The following is a 21,806-nucleotide window of genomic DNA, read 5'->3' as shown; positions in this document are numbered from 1 at the left end:
TGAGAAAGAATGTTAAATTATCAGGAACAGCTTGTCAAGCTTGCAGGCAAAAAAATGAAATAAGGAACGACCATATCCTCACTAGAGGATATGGATCCAGTTTTTTAGAAGTATAGTCGCAGGACTTATGGCTTAGAATTGTTATATTCTTGCTTGATTTTGTCTAAAAGAGACATGCCATTTAAGTTCTTTTTTAATTTTTCAAAGCTTTGATAGCCTTCAAAGGTACAGTATTCTTCAATTAACTCTGCGAGACTTGTGTCAAAATTGTCAATAAGAGGAATAACGAGTGCAAGATCAGTGTCTTGATTAAATGGATCATCAAAAAACACTTCGAGGGTATGCTCATGTCTTTTGCGACTTTCTTCAGGAATTTTATTCAGCATTGCTGCAATAACGTTACTCTTTTGGACGTTATAGTCTTTCGCACAAAGAACAATGTCTTCGATGAAGGAAAAGTATGTTCCGGTTAAATCTTTAGCAGTTTGCCCATTTTTGACAAGGATTGGAATCAATAATCGCTCAGCTGAATTTGCGGGAGATTTTAATAAACCAATTTGTAGACTTGTTTGAGGAACAAAATTACTAACATCTTCATAGAAATTTTTTTCTGAATTTAGATGAATAAAATCTAACACTTCTTTGGCTGTTGGGGAAGTCGCAAAAATTTGTTCAACTGTTATTCCGTTATCTGTTAAATCTCGAATGAGCTGACGGGATTCGGTAGGCATACGAATAAATAGTGCATCTTGCAAATCAAGATCTGTCGTAAAATATTGGATATCATCCAAAAAAGGTTGACCTAAGAAATTCTTGATGACTTCATTGAAATCTTGCTCATTTTTTGCATCAATAAGTCGATGAAATAAATCCACATCCATGTTAACTAAATCAATCGCTTTAATATTTTTTTCTAAGCATTTTGATATGTAATCGATGTTGAGAAGGTCCTCAACTTGGCATTTCTGATTAGAATCGGTTAATCCTTCTATAAATTTTTGACGAGCTTTCAAATCAAATGCAGGTGTGACAAAATGATCCATAAAATGAGAGACTTTTTTATTTATTTTCGAGGAATCTGGATAAGCTTTGTTAAACAAGCTTGTAAGGTTTTTTAAATCTTCGAAGTTGTGAGAGCTAACTCGATTTGCAATATTTTTTTCATTGAACCATTCTCTTTTTAAGACTAATTTTAATCGTGCAATAAGCTTAGTTAAAGCATTTCCATATACAGCAGAGATTGCTTTTTCTAAGGAAATGGTTTTTTCTATCTTTTTGGTAGGAGACTTAGAGATGTCCATGTAGCCGGGGACACCTAGTGGAAAATGATTAAACTGCTCTTTAAAACTGACCATATGTATTTCCTAACGTTTTAATTTAAAGTAAAGTTATATAAACATAGCATATTCTTCTTTTTTCATAAATAGTCTTGAGTAGAATGAAATGATTTTTTAAAAAATATTGATTGGAATATTAATTGGAATATTAAAGGATTTCCAAATAGATAAAATTTTGAGAGAAGCCATATCCCCAAATCATGAGAATATGGCTTTAGTTTTGAAATCGAGAGTTTATTTTATTTATTATTCAAATACGCTTTAATTGCTTCTAAAATGGATTGGCCATTCAACGAAAATTTCAATTTTTCAAAGTCATTCAATGTCGATCCATCTTCATCTCTGTTCACATACTTGTCAATTAGTTCTGCGGCTTCGAAGTTAAAATCTTCTAGAAGAGGATAGATTAACGCAAGATCTTCATTGGATTTAAATGGTTCATTAAAAAAAAATTCGATACTATGCCAAAGGCGTGCTCGTTCTTTCTCTGGAAGTTGGTCGATCAATATTTTTTTGATGAAATGCCTTTGCACTTCAAGATCTCTAGCTTGGTATAGTATTTCTCTTAGAGTGGGGAATATTTCATTTGTAAAATCTGCGGCCGCTATTCCACTACTTACGAGTGCAGGAATGAGTAAGCGCTCCGGAGAGTTCGAGGATGATTTTAATAGCGCAATTTGAATGTCTTCTTGATCCGTAAAGCGTTTGATCGTTTCGTAAAAACTGTTTGCTGCATTCCAAGAAATAAAATCTAAAATCTCTTCGGTTGTTATTGTGTCGGGAAAAATCCGCTCTAATGTAATCCCATTTCTGTTTAGTTGCGTAAGGAATTTGCGAGATTCTAACGACATATGAACGACATAAGGCAGATTAATAAATTCGTTGCTGTCTAAATCGATTTTATTAGTAAATTCTTTCAAAGTAGAAATAAATTCATCACCTAAAAAATCTTTTATGAGGTTATCAATGTCAGTATCTTTTTTTGCTTCCTTAAGCTCGCCGAGCCGACCATCATTCATTAAGTCTATTGCGTTAATATTTTTTTCCTGGAGTCGCAAAATATATTTGATGTTGATCTCTGCAATTTCTGGACGTTCGTTCTGGGCTAAATCTTTCATGAATTGTTCTCGGGCTTTCAAGTCTCTAGCGGGAAGGACGAATTTATCCATGAAATTAGAGATATTTTCTTTAGAGGAAGTTGAATAAGTTGTTTTAAATAATTCAGAAAGTGTTTTTAAATCCTTTAAATCATGAGAAGCGACACGTGCTTTAATGTTTTTTTCATTGAACCATTCTCGATTTTTATAGGCTAATTTCAAGCGTGCAATAAGTTTTTTGAAAAAATTCCCGCTAACTGCTTGGATAGCTTGTTCTACAGAAATTTTTTTCTTAAAATTCTTTTTAGAAGATTTGGATTCTTCAACCGGGCTAGCATGGTTGATGCCCAACATGAATTGATTAAAATTTACCATAATAGATCCTTAAATTTGCTGAGAGAAAAAAATTATAAAACTTAGTGACATAGAAGATGATAGTTGTTCTTTTGGTTTTTATTATAAAGAAATTATTATTATAAATAATGCATTTTTTATTAACTATTTTCCCCTTAATTAAAGAAGATAAATTATAAGGAAATAGATTATGTGCTTAATTGAGTGTGAAAAACCATAATGGTAAAATCTTTATTTTTAAATCGATTTGTGATATAATTTATAATAGAGAGGTTGTTATCTCTCTTCTTAAATCTTCATACCCAAATTTCGAGGAGGGTTCTATGAAAGACGCAATCCATCATCGTCAATATATTCAAAAAAAAGTGATTCAATCGATTCGTAAAGAAATGGAAAAGCAGAACAAGTCCTTAATTAACGGCGATGACGGTGTGATCCATCCTGTTTCTCAACTTATTGCGGATACGCAAGAAAAAAGACTGAGCGAGCGAAGACGCCCAGTTCGTGTATCTAGTCGGATGGCAGTGCATTGATTTTTAAAAAAAGGCCCAATTATTTGGGCCTTTTTACATTTAGAAGCAACGCGTATTTGTAGATTTTATGGTCATTGTGCAAAGCATAAAGAGTGTGATTTTCAATGTGAAATTTTAAAAATTTACGTGGAAACATCACTTCATCGATTAAAGGCAAACCCGTTAAAAGATCAACAATTTGGAGGATTCCGTTTGCCCGCCTTACAAAAAGAATATTTCCATAAAGTTGTTTTTCAATTGTGTACAGACCTTTTTCATTCAGACAATGTAAAGTGAATGAAAATAGACGTTCTCCATTTTTTAATGAATAAAGAGTGACTTTCGTTTCACCAAAAACGATCAAGCGTGAACCGTGAATTTGAAACTCTGTGCTTAAATCTTGATGATGAATTGTCATGGCTAAAACAGGTGAATGATCTCGATTAATCGTATAGATATTAAAGTTTAGATCCATTTTAGCGACAAGATATGTCCGGGATGCTTTCAGCTCTTGAACATCTGTCTCGACTGAAACTTCTTTAATTGGATAGGTATTAAAAAATTTCTCTTGATTTCTTGGACTTTCAAGGAAGGTATGACAAAATATCTTCTTTTTTTTAGAGTCATATGTAAAAAAATGTGCCGTTGGAGTGGAAATAAAACACCAGACGGGGCTAGTTGCATGTTTGATGCTGCTCAAGTCTCCCATTTTTTGAATAATAACGCCTGATTTATGTGCAGCGAGGACATAATCATCGCACAGCTCTAAACGAGCACAAAATTCTTCGCATACAAAAGTAAAATCAATCTCATCTATATTCTTAAAGGCTGTGTAATACTGCTTTGATTTTTCATACTCAGGTAATATGAGGGATTGGCAGATGATGGTTTTTCCATTAAACGCAAAATTCTCGGTTTCATATTTAAATATGTTGACTGGAATAGGGGAATGGGTCGTTTTTGCCAGATCAAATAAGATTAGTTGGGGATATTTCGAATTATCAGCAACTTTTAAGACTAATTTTTGATCGGCAATCTGAAAATCTAAAACATGATAGCTTGCAGTTGCGGGGATCCGCTCATTTTTGGGAAAAAATACCTCACCTTGGCGTATTAAATGGTAGAATTGCAAGGATTTTTGCATTTCTAAAGCACCTTCTTCGCCAAACAACTTTTTTAAACTATCTGTGAGGGGAACATTAGATAAAGAAAAAGCATTTCTAGATGTTGTACGCCAAGATTGACAGGTAGCTCTTACTTTTGCAATTTCATGAATGGGTAAATGTTTTAAAATTAATTCAAGTGCTTTTTTTGGATAACTATATTCAACGGCAGGGGAACTTAAAGGTGAAACAGGTATCATAATGACTGGCTTTTTTGAGGTTTGAACAGATATTTGTATATTCCGTTTTTATGCAATCCGTAGAGGATTTGCGTTTTTGCAACGAATTCAAATTTATAAAATTGATTCTCCCACGCAAATGTTGTGCAAAGGCACTTGTCACTTAACAGATCAATGATTTGCAAAGTTCCTTGCAATGAATTAAAAAAGAGCAAATTTCCATATAAAGCCCATTGAGGACGGTCTAATATGGTTTGTTTAAAGTGAAGATCTGCAGTTGCCAAAGTGAATAGGCATTTTCCTGTTTCGCAACAGTAAATGCTGAAATGAAAGTTTGCAAAAATAATAAGACGTGAACCTTGGATAATAAAATCTTCGATTTCAGGATAAGGCAGGAAGATTTTGTTAAGAGAAAAAAGATTCCATACATGGATTCCTTCCACACTTTTTGCTGCAAGATATTTTGGGGAGGCTGTCAGCTGTTCAATTTCTGTATCGCAGGGAAAATGCGCAATCTCTAAGGCGTTATGATTGCTGAGCCCGAATTGACAGATTTGTTTTTGATTGAATTGCCAAATAAATAAAGAAGGGTTTGGTTCCGGCGAAAAATGCCAAGCATGACTATCTAGGAATTCAAGATAAGATGCATCGTGCAAATGGAAAATTCTGAGTAGAGTCTCCGATGGGCTTCTCTCATCAACAATCAAAAAATCTCCATATAAGCGATAGTGGTACAAATCCAAAGATTCGGTAAGTTCGATGGGGGAAAAAATTGTGCCGTTTGTACGCAGATTTAAAAAAGAGGCTTCTTTTTCAGGATATTCCACCAACCATTTATCATTAAAGACACAGGCATATCTTTCTTGTATGGTACATAGCTGTTTAAAATCGCTTGAGGTGAGATCATAAAAAAAATAGCCATGAGGAGAATCGGTAGAGCAAGTTAAGATCTGATTTGAGATTTGAAAATCTAATATTTTAGCGTTTGAAAATTCAAGCTTTTCTCCTGTAAGAAAGAAGCCATCGTTTAAAAGTTGTTTGTTTAATCGAAAAATCCGCTGAATTTCCTTTTCTTGTAAAATTTCTGCAGGAGTTTTAAATGTTTGAAGAAATGAAAAAGTGATTTTCCATAATTCACAATCTAAAGCTAATCTTCGCCAGCTTCTGCAGGTAAGTGAGGCTTTATGGATTAAATCGAACCAATTGAGAAAAGATAAAATTCTTAACGCAATTTCCTCGGGAAGATCGATTTTGACATGAGGGAAAAGGGGCTGGATGATCGTTACTGCACTGTATGGGGCTGGAAGGGCTTCCATGGTTTATTCTCTCTGAAAAAATTAGGGTATTTATTTCCGAAAGAGGTGTCAAAACAAGATTTCTTAAGTAAGATGACATGAAAAAACATTTATCTTTCTCATATTTAGAAATCTTGCTTGGATAAGATAAATAGTTTGCTTTTTTTCTTCAATATTTGATGTGTGATTTAATATTTAAATAATAGGATAAAGGAGAAGAGTTTAAGACATCAGAAAAATTTCCTGGCCCCAAAATGGCTCCTTGATTAATCATGAGGGCTTGAGAACAAATTTGTTCAACACCATTAAAGTCATGCGTGGAGACAATAATTGTTTTTCCTTTGTGCGATAATTTTTTTAGATAACTCCACATTTCAAGGCAATGATAAATGTCTAAATGGCTTGTCGGTTCGTCTAATAAAAGAACGGATGCCCCCGTCGCCAAGGCTTGCGCGATCAAAATTCTTTGCTGTTCTCCTGCGGAGAGTGTGGAAAATATTCTTTGAGCCAAATGTAAAGCTTGTACGTCATTTAGGAGAGAGTGAACCCAATCTTCTTTCTGATCAATTGGAGAAAAGTAGCATCCCATTAAAACAATCTCATAAGCTGTGAAAGGGTATGGGATCGAAAGATTTTCTCCCATGAAGGCGATACGAGTGCTTATCCATTTGCGATCTTTATTTTTCAAATCATCATTCTCAAATGTAACAAAACCCTCTGTGGGGCTTTTTATCCCCGCCAAAAGCTTTAATAACGTAGATTTGCCCGATCCATTTGCTCCGATTAACCCGTAAAGGTTACCTGAAAGAAACCTCAGAGAGGCTTTTTCAATTATGAGCTGATTTCCTATGGCGTAAGTTAAATTGGATGTATTTAGCATAGTTAGAGCGATGATGGCTTTAAAAATAAGTAAAGAAAAAAAAGTCCTCCAATAAGCCCTGTGAGATTACCCAAGGTTACGTAAGGGAATGAAAAATAGCGAAGTAAAAAGTCGATGGTCACCAGTAAAAACGCTCCACCAAAAGCACTCCAGGGAATAAGATCTTTAGCTGTTGGTCGATGAAGAAGACGCATGGCATGTGGAAGGATCAGTCCTAAAAAAGGAATAATTCCTAAAACAGCTATGGAGCTTCCAGTGAGAAGGGCGACGCAAATAAATAAATGCCAACGCGTTCTTTCGATATCCACGCCAAGGGCTGCAGCATGTTCTTCACCAAATGAAAATAAGTCGATTTCTTTTCGATAGATCCAACATCCCATCAAGCCTAGAGAGGCTAGAGGAAATTGCATATAAACATGTTGCCAGTTGGCATTACCCGAAAAGCCACTTTGCCATTCTGCTAAGGTTTGTAGAAGCTCCCACTCATTTCGCAAAGCTTGCAGAAGGAAATCTTGTCCTGCAGTGATTAAGGTTGAGATAGCCATTCCGGCCAAAATGAATGCATGTGAAGTTCGAAAGCGTCCTAAATTATAGACTAACAACAAAGTTAGAAAGGCTCCACTCACAGCTGCAAGAGGAAGGATGCACGGAGAAAAGCTTTTCCATCCCATGATAAAGACGCACAGGGCACAAAAGTTTGCCCCAGAGGAGAGTCCTAAAATGCTTGGAGAGGCTAAAGGATTGCGAAAAATAGCTTGCATCACAATTCCAGCTACTGGAAGCGAGGCGCCCGTACATGAGAGAACCATAAGACGAGGTAATCGATCGTCTAATAAAGGATTCCAAGCATCTGATTTAGAGTGCCATCTCGCCAATACACCACTCCAAACATCATGCCAGGGGATTTCCCCATATAATAAAGTTAGACCGATTGTCAAAAGATACGCAACAATCAAAATCAGCGGAAGGGGACGAGCGCGCATGGCTGGTATCATAGGTCCTCCTTCAGGTAGCTTAGAATCGGTTGAGCTAAATCGTAATACGCCAGCACAAAAAATTGGGAAGGAGAATGTTGCACCTGCGAATCTACCCAAAAAATGTGGTTAAGTTTTGCTGCTTTCAATGTAGGAAAAAAAGAGAGTTGAGAAAGTTCACTTTTCAGTGTCTCAACATTTTGTGAGGCTATGATAAGAAGATCGGGATCAAAGTTTTTCAGCATTTCAGGAGTTATCTGCAACTGTGGATTATTGAAGCTTTGGAAGTGCAAACGTGTAATTAATTCACTTGTAAGCGTGTATGGAAGAGGTACTGAAAATTGTTGATAATGAAATAAAAAAAGAGGTTTAAAAGTTTGCAGGCGCTTTTTTGTGTGAGCAAAAGCCTCACTAATCTTGTTGTCGATTGCATTTAAGGCTGCTTTAATAAATAGGGAAAGCAATTGTGCTTTTTCAGAGGTATCCGTGTAAGTTCCAAGTGTTTGAATAACGCTTTCAATCTGATGAATGCGATGTATATTAGGCAGAGAAATACAAGGGATTTGAAGCCGGTGCAAAGCAGAAACGAAGGCTGGATTTGAATACGAAGAAATGAAAGCGACTGCAGGATTAGCTTTCCATAGGTATTCTAAAGAGCATAAAGAACGATTAATCGGAATTTGTTTTAGCTGTGTAGGATGAAATAGCTGTGTTTGGATTTGGAATCCATCTGGAAGAGCTGTGATGCATTGTGTCGGAAGCAAGGCGAGAAGAAAACAAGCCGAAGGATAGGTCTGAGGCAAAAAATTTAAAGACCCTTGTTCTGGTTGGTTGCGCAGGTTCTGAATGAGAAGAAGCGCTTGCAAGAATTCAGAGGTCTCAAGCTGCCAGATGGGAGAGATACCTTTTTGTTTCAAGGATTCAGCAGCTTGGTGCCATTGAATCAACAGAAACTCCATCTGCGCGATGTCGCCCTGTAAAGCTTTTTGCAAATATGGGCGGCTGAATGCATCATCAATTGGATGCAATTTTTCAGAGATGATAACAGGGATAGATACGGGTGATGAGGATTCATGAAAAGCGATTGTCCACCAAAGTGCAATCCAAATTCCCCCAAATAGATAAGGACAGAGATGTTGCCAATTGAAAGCCATGGAGGGAGAGCCATTCATGCAAAAGCGCAGTGTTTGCACACTGCGCTTAATTTAAAAGAAACGTTTACTCTTCGTCATCTTCTGGAGCATCTGCGATTAATGCTTCGGAAATGAGCACAATGCCTGCAACTGAAGCCGCATAGATGAGCGCATTTTTAACAACTTTCGCAGGATCGATCACCCCGGAAGCCACTAAGTCTTCAAGTTTTTGTGAAACGACATTGTAACCAAAGTTGTATGGTGCTTTCAAGACTTCTGCAAGGATAACAGATCCGTCTAAGCCGGCGTTGGACACAATTTGCTTGAGAGGCGTTTCACATGCTTTTTCAACAATTGTTGCGCCCATTGCTTCATCACCAACGAGCTTTAATTGGCCGATCGCGCTCTTGGCGCGAAGTAATGCCACGCCACCCCCTGGAACAATCCCTTCTTCAAGAGCTGCTTTAGTGGAATTCAAACTATCTTCGAAAACCTGCTTTTTCTGTTTCAATTCAGGTTCTGTAGCTGCACCCACACGAATGACCGCCACGCCACCGCTTAGCTTCGCTTTACGTTCTTCTAATTTTTCTTTATCGTAAGAGCTTTTGGTGATTTCAATCTCATTCTCAATTTGTTTCACTCTTGCATCGATATCTTCTTGAGAACCGGATCCATGGATGATGACAGTATTTTCTTTGCTCACAATAATTTTTTCTGCTGAGCCAAGAGCTGAAGCAGGAATTTCTTTTAGTGACATGCCTGCATCTTCTGAAATCACAGTCGCACCTGTTAACACGGCGAGATCTTGAAGCATCGCTTTTCTACGATCGCCAAAACCAGGAGATTTAACAGCGACAACTTTAAGTGTCCCTCGGAGTTTATTGACGACAAGCGTTGACAGGGCATCTCCTTCGATATCCTCTGCCACAATGAGGAGCTCTTTTCCTGCAGATGCTGTCGCTTGAAGCACTGGAAGCAATTCATGGATGCTACCAATTTTTCGATCGACGAGAAGGATTTGAGGATTTGCCATATCCGCAATCATTTTGTCTGTGTTTGTGCAAAAATAAGAGCTAATGTAACCGCGATCGAATTGCATCCCTTCGACGATTTCAATTGTTGTTTCAATTCCTTTCGCTTCTTCAATTGTGATGACGCCAGATTTGCCTACTTTTTCCATGGCTTCTGCGATCAGGTTACCAATTTCTTCATTGCCAGATGCTGAAGCTGTCGCGATGTGACGAACTTCTTGAGAGCTTTTTACGGGAATCGCAGACGTAGAAATTGCTTTGACAATTGCTTCAACAGCTTTATCAATTCCTCTTTTAATTCCAATAGGGCTTGCACCAGAAGCGATTAATTTAACCCCATTTTCCACAAGAGCGCTGAGAAGTAATGTGCCTGTTGTTGTTCCGTCGCCACATTTTTCTTTAATTTTTTGAACGACTTCTTTTCCCATGGAAACGCCCATGTTTTCATAAACGCATTGGACATTGATCTCTTTCACAATGCTGCTGCCATCGTTGGTAATTGTAGGAGCCCCCCAACTTTTTTCCAATCCGACGTTGCGTCCTTTAGGACCTAAAGTAAAAGCGACGACATCTGCAAGCTTCTTGATTCCTGAAAGCAATAGCTCTCGTGCTTCTTCTTCAAAAATGATTTGCTTTGGTGTTGAAGACATGTTGTTTTTCTCCTTGAGTTTTTCGTATATTATTCACTTGATGCTAAACGCATAGCTATATCTAAAGCATGTGAAGATAAGGTTAGTGAACCAAGTGAAATTCCATCTACACCTGTTTCAGCATAAGCTTGAATGGTTTCAAGCGTAATTGTTCCGAGTGATTCGATAAAAACTTTTTTGCCGGTTTTACGAATAAAATGCACACATTTTTTGATTTCGTGTGGAGGCATTCGGCATAACATAATTGTTTCGGCTTCTGTGTCTAGGGCCTCAGCAAGTTGATCGATATCTTGAATTTCGATTTCGATAGGCAGGTCTGGACGATGATTTTTGACCCGTAGGACGGCTTCACGGATAGGGTGAGGGGTGGTTGTGCCGACAAAAGCTAAATGATTGCGTTTAATGATGAGCCGATCGTCTAATCCAAAACGGTGATTAACCCCTCCACCAACTGTCACGGCATATTTTTCTAAAGCTCTTAAACCTGGAAGGGTTTTGCGCGTGTCAAGAATAGAGCAATCGAAGCCGCTGACTTTTCTTACATACTGATTTGTAAGGGTGGCCACCCCTGAGGCATGTTGCAAAAGGTTAAGGGCCACGCGCTCTCCACTAAAAATGCCGCGAGCGGGACCAAACGCTTTAGCAATGACTGTGCCGGCTTTTTGATAAGATCCTTCAGAGACTAAAAGCTGAACCTCAATACGTGGATCAATCTTTTTAAAAAGAAGGGATAGAAAAGGTAATCCAGCCAAAATTCCTGCCTGCTTAGCGATAAATCGCCCTGTTAAAATGGCGTCTTCAGGGATGCATGCTTCTGAAGTGATATCTCCAGTACGAATATCCTCTTTAAGGGCAGTGTCAAGCAAAAGGTCAATATAATTTGTGATATCCATAAAAAATACACTCTTTATCTAAAGGGACTAAAGGCGAGCTGCATTTTGTTGAAAATCCCATTCAAATCCTTGCAAAGAAGGACTTTTTCTCTCGTGAGAAGGGGATTTAATTGTTTCAGGACAACTTACTTGTAGCATCATCAAAGAATAGTCAAGCATGTTTTCTTGAATTTTGCCTTCTTTGAGTACGAAGATGTAAGGATGTAGAATGATTTTTAAATCTTTACTAAATTTAAAGGCCATAATTCCCTCCTTAATAATATCTTGCGGAAACGTATTGGCATCTTGCCATGCAAACATCGCTTTTGGTGATCCAAGCGCATGAAATAAAATTTTTTGGAATCTAAACCTGAGTTTGATGCCTTAACTCAATAAAATTCTCATCCATCCACAATAGCTAATTGGCAAATAAGGAACAAGAGAAAACCCGATTTTAAAATCGCAATCAATTTATTTAAAAATTCTGTCTTGAAAAGCTTTTTTGAAATCAAAAAAAAAGGAGCAAGTGTCTTTGCTCCTTTTATTTAACATGTTTTTTTTGTTGAGGTTAGTAAAACATACCCCAAGCAATTCCGACCACGTTTTGTTCATGTGAAATGTCAGATTCGCCCCCACCAAAAGCAAGTGGAATTGAATTTTTTCCTTTCACTTTGTTGTAGAAACCGTGAGCGTAATAGGCTGAAATTTCTTGACAGCGTGTGACTTTCCAAGTCGCTCCACATGTGATATAATGTTCGATCACATCCACAAGCAATTGGTTTGTCACAGTTTGAGAACGTCGTATCGGTGTTTTGGCATAACGATAACCAGCTCTTACAATCAGTTGATCATTCAACGCATAATCAGCGCCTACGCGATAGAATGTTTGATTGCGCCATCCAAAGCCAATACCCTTACTTTTTCCAAGTCTTCTAGATGGAATAAATCCAGGAAGGAGAGGGTTAGTGGTGGTGACATATTTGGCTTTCAAAGGATTTCTAAGCGCTGCAATATCGGACCATGGGATATACTCGACGTCAAATGCGATTGTCGCGCAAGGGAGAAAACGATAGGAAATACCACCGGAAGCTTTTTGTGGGATGTTGAATTTACCCCTTTGAGAAAAGAACCCTGTGTATCTTCCAAAGCGTGTCATGCTTGTCTCAGGCTGGTATGTTGCACCAATTTTGAGGCAGTCTGTGATATCCCACAAAATCCCGAATGTGACGCCCACCCCTTGTGAATAGTTGTATCCACGGTTAGTGACATGACCTACGTGAGCTGTACGTGTCGGTATATCGATCAGTTGCAAGCCGTTGACCTTGATTCTTTGTAGCATGTAGTTAACGGAAATTCCAACAGAGAGTTGATCCCAAAACTTCATCGCAATTGAAGGTGACAATGTTTCGTGGATATATTCCAAGCCGAGCTTAGATGTCCCGAAAATCGGAAAACTTGTTTTGTAAGTTGTTTTGACATAGCTTCTGTTATAAGCCACGATTCCTAATGTGACGTCACAAAAAGTGCCGATCCCAATGTGTTTGATGAGCCCAAATTCAGGTGCATAAGCATCTTTCGTTCGTGCAGCATCAAATGAACCATCGATGATGGGGATTAAATTCCCATGAATTTTTGTTCTTTGTCTATCTCTAGCCCATGTAAAACCAAGGTCGAGGCGGTCAGGAACTTCTGTTGTTCCAGCTGGGTTAAATCCACCCACTAATGAGTCTTGAGGGTATGCGACTCCGACGGCAGCCATTCCTAGGGATTTAACACTTAAAACTAGGGCATGAATATCAGAAGTCATTAGGCATAGTGTAGTTGCTAACCCGATGACAGAAAAAAAGGGGGGCCAACGAAATTTCATGAGTAACTCCTCGTTAAATGCTTGATTCCATCGTTGCCAATTTAGGGCAAATGAGCGGTTCCGATATAAAATTGATGGCTTTATTCATAAACTAATCCTTTTGATTATTGCAATATTTTAAATAAAAATAGTGTGAAAAAACAACGCCAGCCTTAGCGGCAATCGGAAAAAAACGTTTTAATAATTGCACAAAACTAGGCTTTTTCATAAGGTGACCTTGAAAATTCAACCTGTGAGAAAGAATGTCTTTGTTAACCACACCCCATGTAAAAACGACTCCGCTAACACAAACAATCAATTTGCACACACACCGCACAGATCGGGTTGCATCCATTATTTTAGGAGGAGGCGAAGGTGTTCGACTGTTCCCCCTAACCCTTTCCCGATGTAAGCCCGCTATCCCTGTGGGGGGACGCTACCGTTTAATTGATTTTTCCATATCCAATTCTTTAAACTCCGGATATCAAAAAATATTCATTTTGACCCAGTTTCTCTCTTCTTCCTTGCATCAGCATATTTTTCGGACTTATCAGTTCGATCCTTTTTCGGGCGGCTTCATTGAATTACTTCCGGCAGAGCAGAAACCTCATAAGAAAACTTGGTATCAGGGAACAGCTGATGCCGTTCGGCAAAGCCTGGAATGTTTTATTGAAACGCCTGTTGACTATTTCCTCATCCTTTCAGGGGATCAGCTTTACAACATGGATTTTCGACCCATGCTCCAATTCGCCCATGAAAATGATGCTGATTTGGTGGTCGCTTCACATCCCGTCAATGCGAAAGATGCCTCTCGGATGGGAATTTTAAAGGTAGATCAAGATTTTCAAATTAAAGATTTTTGCGAAAAACCCAAAACGCAAGAAGAATTAGATCCCTTTTATTTGCCAAATGCTGAAGGGAAAAACTATTTAGGTTCCATGGGCATTTATCTTTTTAAACGTGAAGTGCTTTTTGATTTATTATTAGCGGACTCGCGTGAAGATTTTGGCAAGCATCTCATTCCCACAAAAGTGAAAGAGGGGGGTGTTTATACTTATATTCATCATGGATATTGGGAAGATATTGGAACGATTGGCTCTTTTTATGAAGCGAACATTGCCCTTACGCAAGTAAATCCTCATTTTAATTGTTATGACGAGACTTATCCCATCTATACAAGTCGTTCTTACTTACCAGGAGCTAAAATTTCGAATAGCCAGATCAATCAATCCATCATTTGTGAAGGCTCTATAGTCGAGGCCTCGAGTATTAGCAACACCATTTTAGGGCCACGCTCGGTCATCAAAAAGGGGGCAATTATTCGCGATTCTTATGTGATGGGGAACGAATTTTACACACCTCCCGTGCAAATTAAAAATCGTCCCTCAACCTTATCGATCGGAAAAGATTGTGTGATTGAGCATGCTATTATTGACAAATACGTGAATATTGGAGATGGTGTTCAGTTAATTAATAAAGATCGATTAACGACATATGATGGTGAGCATGTCTTTATTCGGGACGGAGTCATCATCGTTCCGCGGGGAGCTGACTTGCCGGATGGTTTTATTATATAGGCGAACATGCGTATTTGGGCTCTTGCGGATTTGCATTTATCATTTGGCGTTCCTGATAAACAAATGGATATTTTTGGGGAGCGATGGGCAAATTGGCATCAAAAAATTGCGGCTAATTGGAACGCACATGTTGCGGAAGGGGATCTTATCTTAATTCCTGGAGATATTTCTTGGGGGAAGGAGGTTGAAGAAGCTCGTCCTGATCTTGAGTGGATTGCCAAATTGCCAGGCACGAAGGTTTTGCTTAAAGGGAACCATGATTATTGGTGGTCGTCGTTAAATAAAGTTCACAAGGTTCTCCCTCCATCGATGCATGTGATCCAAAACAACGCCTTTCATTGGCAAGGAGTTGGAATTGGGGGGACGCGTTTATGGGACACTCCAGAGTATTCATTCGATGGCTACATTCCCTATGTTGCAAATCCAGCTAATCAAAAGATGGAAGTTCCAGAAGACGTTGAAGAAACCAAAAAAATTTTTCACCGCGAATTGGGGCGTCTTGAGGCAAGTTTGAAGGAGTTTAAAGAATCTGACAAACTGCGCATTGTGATGACCCATTATCCACCCATTAGCGCTACGCTCGAACCTTCTGCTGTTTCTGCGCTCTTAGAAAAGTATCGCGTAAATATCTGTGTTTTCGGTCATTTACACAACGTGAACTTGGGTGTTCCCATGTTTGGAGAAAGAAATGGCATAAAATACATTCTCGTTGCGGGGGATTATGTGGATTTTATGCCTGTCAAGATCTATGAGAGCGCTAAATTTTAAAGCGTTTGGGCTGTGGGTCGTACGATAATTTCATTTACATCAACTTCAGCGGGTTGTTCGATAGCATAGGCAATCGCTTTTGCGATCGCTTCAGCATCGATGGCGATGCCAAGAAACGGTTTTAGACTATCAGCTGCGTGTTTATCCGTGATGTGAGAGGCAAGCTCAGATTTGACAGCTCCTGGACAAATAATGGTTGTGCGGATGTTTGATCCAACCTCCTGTCTGAAGCCTTCAGAGATTGCCCTAACGGCAAATTTAGTGCCAGAATACACAGCGCATCCAGGAAAGACGATATGTCCTGCAACAGATGAAATATTGATCAAGTGACCGCTATTTTGAGCCTGAAAATGGGGGAGTGCTGCTGCGATTCCGTATAGAACACCTTTAATATTAATATCAATCATCTGATCCCACTCATCCACTTTGTTTTCAGCCAAGAAGGAGAGAGGCATGATTCCAGCATTATTAATAAAAACATCCAATCGACCATATTGCTTGACAGCAGCTTCTGCAAACGCTTTCATTTCCTGACGTTTTGTGACATCCACCGAAAATGAAAGGACTTCACCACCAGCTGCCTGAATTTCATTCTTAATTTTTTCCAAACGATCCTTACGCCTTGCTCCAATCACTACCTTAGCACCCTGTTGAGCCAGCCATCTTGCAGTGGCCTCTCCAATTCCGCTGCTTGCACCTGTAATTGCAATCACTTTGTTTTTCAGATTATTTGACATCATTTTCCCCCTAATTTTTTTCTTAATTAACGGGAAAAATTTTAATTGTCAATTGGCAATCGGATAAGATGAAAAAACTCAAATAAGAGTGCAGAGATAATGCTCTCAAAGAGACTAGTGTGTGGCTATTCGTCCGTTTTGTCTTTTCCTTTTTCTAAGCGACGTCTTTTTGCTGGATCTATTTTTTCGGATTCTTCATCTGTGAGTTCTTTTTTAACACCTTGAATAGCTATAAGTTGACGTTTTCTGTTAGCAATACTTATTTCATCCTGAACATCTTCCCTAGATGAACTTTGAGTTGAATAGTCAGAAGGTGGTAATTCAGAAAGTAAATGTGCCAATAAAAATCTGGTACTCAGGTTAAGAAACTACTAAGTGTATCTTGTGCCAAGGCATCCTGTGTGCGTTGATTGAATTGAGCGCTTACTAAGCTACTTTCTAAATCCATAATTGTTTGGATGAAGGTTGCAATGGTCTCATACATTTGTTCATGAGGGATTTTTTTGAATATGTTTTTAAAAAAGAAAAGCATGTGTCTGCTTTCCTCTGACATAAATGGCGAACCACCTTGTAAACGCATGAGGTGATGATTTGGCTAATGCTTCTCCACAATCAAAAGAGATTGGTGCGTAAGGAATTGGTTGGGGAGATTTGCTTTCTGCAATCTTTAAAAGATCGTCGATGGCTTTTTTCTTGAATGCTCCAAATATTTTTTTGTGATTTGTTCATCCTCAATATATTTTGTTAGCTGTGTAATCACGTGAAAAGGTAGGAGGGAGTCTTGTCTTGCTAACTGTGTTATCATATGTGAAGGTAGTAAGGGATATTGTTTTAATAGTTGTGTCATCTTATGCGAGTGCAAAAGTAGTAAGTGGCTATTTAATTTTCCAAGTGCACCGAATAAAAAATCGATTTGGTTGTGGATGCCTTTAATTTCTTTATCACCAATCATTTCAAATAGGAGGTAAAGATATTGAGATCGATAAGAAAAATCTTGTTTTTCATCTCCCAAAATCCATTCGAATAACTCATCGAGAGAATCTTGCGTATTCCATGTGATAAAATGTTTAATAAGATTCTTAATCAATTGATAGTCGGTACGATTTTTTCTGTTTAAAAGAAGAATGAAACAAGCAAATTTGCGCTTATTTGGATCTAAAGCAGCATTCATAATGATGGTTTTTAAATCTGCTTTTAATACGGCATCCAGTCTTTGTTCACTTAATGAAGCATTGATAAGAGCATTGCACATATCATCTAAAGAATAAGTGCAAACAAATTGAAATAAATCGGGAAAGAGAGGGAAATTGAGGATTAAGTTTTCGTCAAAAGAAGATTGTTGATTCACAAATAAGCAAGCTAATTCAAGAATATCAATATTAAAATCATTTAATTGGATTAAGAAGTTTTATAAAGGTGATAAATAGTAATCGATCTTAATAAACATTTCCATTATTAATGGATAAAATACTGTTTGATAAACAATTAAGCTAGATAAGGTTTTAAGCTAAATTTTTCTGCGAAAAAAATATCAATTCTTGTCTTTATTCGAATTGGCAATTTTTAACGAAGGCTTGCGCTTTAAATCCTATTTCCTTATGATAAGATTTTTTTCATGTTTTTGCCTTTAGCTTTTTTGTTTCATTTTCTTCTCTTTGCGATATCGTTTTTCGATAAAATTCAGTGAAAATATCATTCGTTATGTGAAATTCATCTTGATTGTTGTTCAAAAAAACGGCACATTCATCGCAATCCTTTAGCTAGTAGAAAAAAACAGAAAAAAGGAATAGATTTTGTGGATGATCTCATAGCGCTTTCGATTTTAACGCAAATTCCTTATCTTGGTTCTGTCAAAATTCGATTATTGATTGGGTATTTCGGTTCCGCGTTAACAGCTTTGGAAGCAGAAGTTAAAGTGATTGAGACAATTTTGGGGACTAAATCCAAATGTCTTCCCTATTGGACTACATGGAAAGAAAACGATGATTGGAAACGCAATTTGGAGCTTGCAGCAAAAGAGGGAGTGTATTTAGTCTCGTATACAGATCAGGCTTATCCTCAGCAATTGCTGCAGATTTCAGACTTCCCCGTTCTTCTTTATGTAAAGGGAAAGTGGCCGATTGAGCAATTCAAAGGAGTTGCAATTATTGGAAGTAGGCAAGCGAGCCAATATGGCAGGGAACTGGCATATTCATTTGGTATGGATCTTGCTCGTTTAGGGATTGTAGTCGTAAGTGGTCTAGCGAAAGGCGTTGATACCGCAGCTCATCAAGGTGCTCTGCAAACAGGAAAAACGCTTGCTGTTATTGGATCTGGGCTCTCTCATCTTTATCCTTATGAAAATCGAGATCTTGCGCGATTAATCGAACGAGAAGGGGCTGTGATCACTGAATATCCGATGTTGACACCTCCTAATCGGCAAAATTTTCCGCAACGCAACCGAATTGTGAGCGGGCTAGCAGAAGCTGTAGTTTTAATAGAAGCCCCAGTAGTAAGTGGCGCTATGCTTACGATGCGAAAAGGGATATTACAAGGGAAAAAATTATTGGTTATTCCAGGGAGAGCTAACGAGGATAGCTTTAGCGGAAATCATTTACTTATTGAAGAAGGAAAAGCGCACCCCGTTAAAAGTGCAAAAGATATTATGGCACAAGTGGATAAGGGGTTACGCTCTAAGGAGCAGCAGCTTGATTTGCAATTTTCAGGAGTGAAGAATTCTCATTTCTGCCAAAGTATGTCTCAAAATAAGTTAAATTGATATCTCTCCCTGATTATTATAGGAGTTTAAAAAGATGGCTAAAGCCTTGATCATCGTAGAGTCACCTGCGAAAATCAAAACCTTAAAGAAATTTCTCGGACCAAACTATATATTTGAGTCATCCATTGGGCATATTCGAGACTTACCTGAAAAAGAGTTTGGAATCGATGTTGATCACGACTTTGAGCCTAAGTATGTCATTATGCCAGACAAAGAGAAGGTCATCGCTAATTTGCGCAAGGCTGCCAAAAGTGTCGATACGGTCTATCTTTCTCCTGACCCTGACCGCGAAGGAGAAGCAATTGCTTGGCATATCACTCAAATTTTGCCTGATTCGACAAAAATTAAACGGGTGTCCTTTAATTCGATTACGAAAGAAGCTGTAGTTAAAGCGCTCGAATCCCCGCGTGAAATTGATTTCGCTTTAGTGAATGCACAGCAGGCGCGTCGTTTATTAGACCGGATTGTGGGATATAAGATTTCGCCCATTTTAAATCGAAGGATTCAGCGTGGTAAAGAAGGTTTTGTTTCTGCTGGTCGAGTTCAATCAGTTGCTTTAAAAATGGTTGTCGATCGGGAGAAAGCGATTGAAGTTTTTAAACCTGTGGAATACTGGAATTTAGCCGCCATTCTCAAGACAAAAGAAGAGCTTAAGAATTTCCGCGCCAGTCTGCATTCCATTGCAGGAAAACGGATTGAAAAGGAACCTATTGAGGGGAAAGACGTTGTTATCATTGACAGCAAAGAGAAAGCAGACGCGATCTTAGCCAAGATGAAATCGCAGTCTTTCTATGTCGTAAAAGTGGAACGCAAAGAGAAAAAACGCAACCCAGTTCCTCCTTTTATTACATCCACACTGCAACAGGAAGCCAGTCGTCACTATGGATTTTCTTCGGCTAGAACCATGAATATCGCACAAACCTTGTACGAAGGTGTGGATCTTGGCAATGAAGGTTCTGAAGGTTTGATTACTTATATGCGTACAGACTCCGTGCGTATTGCTCCAGAGGCTTTAGCTGAGGCGCGTCAGTTTATTTTAAATAAATATGGAAAAGATTTTCTACCTTCAGAGGCACGTAATTATTCCACAAGTAAAAGTGCTCAAGATGCCCACGAAGCGATTCGACCAACCAACCTGGCGCATCCCCCAGAACATTTGAAAGATTATCTAACACGCGAACAGTTTTTGCTATACGAACTCATTTGGAAACGTTTTGTGGCTTCCCAAATGACACCTGCTATTTATGATACTGTTTCTGCAGACATTTCAGCGGGAGAGGAAATTTTACTGCGGGCGACAGGATCTGTGATGAAATTCCAAGGCTTTCTTGTCCTTTATGAGGAAAAAGAAGACGACGAAGATAAAAATGAAGAGCGAATGTTGCCGCATTTAGAAGAGGGGCAATTATTGCAGCTTATTGAGTTGACTTCCGAGCAAGCCTTTACGCGTCCACCCCCACGCTTTACGGAAGCTTCTTTAGTTAAAGAATTGGAAAAATGTCGCATTGGAAGACCATCTACGTACGCGACCATTATGAATAAGATTCAGAGTCGAGATTACACCATCAAGGAAAGCGGTCGTTTAAAGCCAACCGAACTCGGCATGGTGATCGTGAACATGTTGGAAAATAATTTTCAAGAAATCATGAATGTTGGATTTACCGCTTCCATGGAAGATGGATTAGAGCTTATTGCGGAAAATCAGCAAGATTGGAAAGGATTGATTCGAGATTTTTGGTTGAAATTTGTTCCTACCTTAGAAGAAGCTGAAAAGTCTGCTTTTGTGCCAAAAGTGATGACAGATATCGATTGCCCTAGTTGCGGTGCGAAGTTGCAAAAAGTTTGGTCGAAGTCGAAATACTTCTATGGTTGTTCCCGTTATCCTGACTGTAATTATTCGGCCCCTATTGAAGAGATCTCTTTTAACAAAGATGATTATGCAGAAGATTTTGACTGGGATCAAAAATGTCCAGATTGTCAGTCTGACATGAAAGTTCGGCATGGCCGTTTTGGTGCATTTTTAGGATGCACCCGGTATCCAGATTGTAGAGGTATTGTCAATATTCCTAAAAAAGGGGAAGTCGTGATTCCTGCGGCAGAAATGCCTGCTTGCGTCGCAATTGATTGTCCGGGTCATATGGTCGCACGTAAATCCCGTTTTGGGAAAACATTCTACTCTTGCTCCACGTTTCCTGAATGTGACGTTATTGTAAATGAGCTGTCTCAATTGCAAGAGAAATACCATAATCATCCACGTACGGCTTATGTGAAGAAAGCGGGAAAAGGGAAAAAAGAAGCCACCAAAAAACGCGCAGCTTCTTCAACCAAAAAGGCTACTACATCTAAAAAAGCAGCAGCACCGAAGGAGAAAAAGGCGTCAACCAGACAGCAACCTTTGCAAGATCTTTCTCCAGAGCTCGCGCAAGTTGTGGGTGCAAATGAAATGTCACGTGGCGATGTGATGAAAAAAGTGTGGGATTATATTCGCGCTCATCAATTGCAAGACTCTGCCAATAAAAGACAGATCAATCCGGATGCGACGCTAGCCAAAGTGTTTGGTGGACCTGAGCCGATGGATATGTTTAAAATGACAGCAGTTTTGGGCAAACACATTCACAAGAAACAATAAAAAGAAAAGCCATG

At 38.7% G+C, this 21,806-nt stretch carries 20 protein-coding genes; 5 read left to right on the top strand and 15 right to left on the bottom strand.

What is annotated here, in order from left to right:
- Window positions 1-125: 125 nt before the first annotated feature.
- Entirely contained in the window at window positions 126-1,355 is a 1,230-nt protein-coding gene (locus AOM43_RS01640; protein ID WP_059358769.1) for a hypothetical protein, read from the bottom strand.
- A gap of 221 nt (window positions 1,356-1,576) precedes the next feature.
- Window positions 1,577-2,809, bottom strand: a complete 1,233-nt coding sequence (locus tag AOM43_RS01635) for a hypothetical protein (protein WP_059358767.1) — start codon at window positions 2,807-2,809, stop codon at window positions 1,577-1,579.
- A gap of 302 nt (window positions 2,810-3,111) precedes the next feature.
- On the opposite strand from AOM43_RS01635, the gene AOM43_RS01630 reads away from it, so the two are divergent.
- Window positions 3,112-3,321, top strand: coding sequence for a hypothetical protein (locus tag AOM43_RS01630; RefSeq protein WP_006341854.1), 210 nt, complete (start codon window positions 3,112-3,114; stop codon window positions 3,319-3,321).
- Between the two features lie 19 nt (window positions 3,322-3,340).
- Here the strand turns inward: AOM43_RS01630 and AOM43_RS13610 are convergent, their stop codons facing one another.
- The 9 genes from AOM43_RS13610 to AOM43_RS01580 form a co-directional block, all read right to left on the bottom strand.
- Window positions 3,341-4,663, bottom strand: coding sequence for an F-box protein (locus AOM43_RS13610; RefSeq protein ID WP_226987358.1), 1,323 nt, complete (start codon window positions 4,661-4,663; stop codon window positions 3,341-3,343).
- Entirely contained in the window at window positions 4,660-5,958 is a 1,299-nt protein-coding gene (locus tag AOM43_RS01615; protein ID WP_059358764.1) for an F-box protein, read from the bottom strand. The genes AOM43_RS13610 and AOM43_RS01615 overlap by 4 nt, the downstream gene beginning before the upstream one ends.
- Window positions 5,959-6,106: 148 nt before the next feature.
- Window positions 6,107-6,817 (bottom strand): ABC transporter ATP-binding protein, encoded by a 711-nt coding sequence (locus tag AOM43_RS01610; RefSeq protein WP_059358762.1) that lies wholly within the window; start codon window positions 6,815-6,817, stop codon window positions 6,107-6,109.
- Window positions 6,818-6,819: 2 nt separating this feature from the next.
- Window positions 6,820-7,812 carry a FecCD family ABC transporter permease gene (locus AOM43_RS01605; RefSeq protein ID WP_059358760.1) on the bottom strand — a complete coding sequence of 331 codons (993 nt, stop codon included), beginning with the start codon at window positions 7,810-7,812 and terminating at the stop codon, window positions 6,820-6,822.
- On the bottom strand, window positions 7,809-8,963 hold the full coding sequence (locus AOM43_RS01600) for an ABC transporter substrate-binding protein (RefSeq protein ID WP_059358867.1): 1,155 nt from the start codon (window positions 8,961-8,963) through the stop codon (window positions 7,809-7,811). Before AOM43_RS01600 ends, AOM43_RS01605 begins: the two co-directional genes overlap by 4 nt.
- Before the next feature lie 46 nt (window positions 8,964-9,009).
- On the bottom strand, window positions 9,010-10,605 hold the full coding sequence (gene groL, locus AOM43_RS01595) for a chaperonin GroEL (protein ID WP_013924609.1): 1,596 nt from the start codon (window positions 10,603-10,605) through the stop codon (window positions 9,010-9,012).
- Window positions 10,606-10,634: 29 nt separating this feature from the next.
- Window positions 10,635-11,498 carry a carboxylating nicotinate-nucleotide diphosphorylase gene (gene nadC / locus AOM43_RS01590; RefSeq protein ID WP_059358758.1) on the bottom strand — a complete coding sequence of 288 codons (864 nt, stop codon included), beginning with the start codon at window positions 11,496-11,498 and terminating at the stop codon, window positions 10,635-10,637.
- A 27-nt stretch (window positions 11,499-11,525) separates the two neighbouring features.
- Window positions 11,526-11,741: a hypothetical protein gene (locus AOM43_RS01585; RefSeq protein ID WP_226987357.1), complete on the bottom strand. Its 216-nt coding sequence runs from the start codon at window positions 11,739-11,741 to the stop codon at window positions 11,526-11,528.
- Window positions 11,742-12,045: 304 nt separating this feature from the next.
- Window positions 12,046-13,344: an OmpP1/FadL family transporter gene (locus AOM43_RS01580; RefSeq protein WP_059358756.1), complete on the bottom strand. Its 1,299-nt coding sequence runs from the start codon at window positions 13,342-13,344 to the stop codon at window positions 12,046-12,048.
- A gap of 242 nt (window positions 13,345-13,586) precedes the next feature.
- Here AOM43_RS01580 and glgC point away from each other — a divergent pair, with 242 nt between their 5' ends.
- Window positions 13,587-14,900, top strand: a complete 1,314-nt coding sequence (gene glgC / locus AOM43_RS01575; protein ID WP_059358754.1) for a glucose-1-phosphate adenylyltransferase — start codon at window positions 13,587-13,589, stop codon at window positions 14,898-14,900.
- Window positions 14,901-14,906: 6 nt separating this feature from the next.
- Entirely contained in the window at window positions 14,907-15,668 is a 762-nt protein-coding gene (locus tag AOM43_RS01570; protein WP_059358752.1) for a metallophosphoesterase, read from the top strand.
- Here AOM43_RS01570 and AOM43_RS01565 read toward each other — a convergent pair.
- From AOM43_RS01565 to AOM43_RS01550, 4 genes are all read right to left on the bottom strand, one after another.
- Window positions 15,665-16,405, bottom strand: a complete 741-nt coding sequence (locus AOM43_RS01565; RefSeq protein WP_036746384.1) for an SDR family oxidoreductase — start codon at window positions 16,403-16,405, stop codon at window positions 15,665-15,667. The two genes, AOM43_RS01570 and AOM43_RS01565, sit on opposite strands and share 4 nt — an antisense overlap.
- Window positions 16,406-16,530: 125 nt before the next feature.
- Window positions 16,531-16,746, bottom strand: a complete 216-nt coding sequence (locus AOM43_RS01560; protein WP_006341838.1) for a hypothetical protein — start codon at window positions 16,744-16,746, stop codon at window positions 16,531-16,533.
- Between the two features lie 14 nt (window positions 16,747-16,760).
- Complete coding sequence (locus AOM43_RS13375) at window positions 16,761-16,937, bottom strand: hypothetical protein (RefSeq protein WP_161792748.1); 177 nt, start codon at window positions 16,935-16,937, stop codon at window positions 16,761-16,763.
- Between the two features lie 135 nt (window positions 16,938-17,072).
- The gene (locus tag AOM43_RS01550; protein WP_226987356.1) at window positions 17,073-17,753 is read right to left on the bottom strand and encodes a hypothetical protein; all 681 of its coding nucleotides are present in this window, start codon (window positions 17,751-17,753) and stop codon (window positions 17,073-17,075) included.
- Between the two features lie 447 nt (window positions 17,754-18,200).
- On the opposite strand from AOM43_RS01550, the gene dprA reads away from it, so the two are divergent.
- Both dprA and topA read left to right on the top strand, forming a co-directional pair.
- On the top strand, window positions 18,201-19,163 hold the full coding sequence (dprA, locus tag AOM43_RS01545; protein WP_059358748.1) for a DNA-processing protein DprA: 963 nt from the start codon (window positions 18,201-18,203) through the stop codon (window positions 19,161-19,163).
- 34 nt (window positions 19,164-19,197) lie between these two features.
- Window positions 19,198-21,792 (top strand): type I DNA topoisomerase, encoded by a 2,595-nt coding sequence (topA, locus tag AOM43_RS01540; protein WP_006341833.1) that lies wholly within the window; start codon window positions 19,198-19,200, stop codon window positions 21,790-21,792.
- Window positions 21,793-21,806: the final 14 nt, after the last annotated feature.

Source organism: Parachlamydia acanthamoebae, assembly GCF_000875975.1.
Classification (GTDB): domain Bacteria; phylum Chlamydiota; class Chlamydiia; order Chlamydiales; family Parachlamydiaceae; genus Parachlamydia; species Parachlamydia acanthamoebae.
The sequence above is the reverse complement of the archived record's forward strand: the minus strand, read 5'-3'. Positions and strand labels throughout refer to the sequence as shown.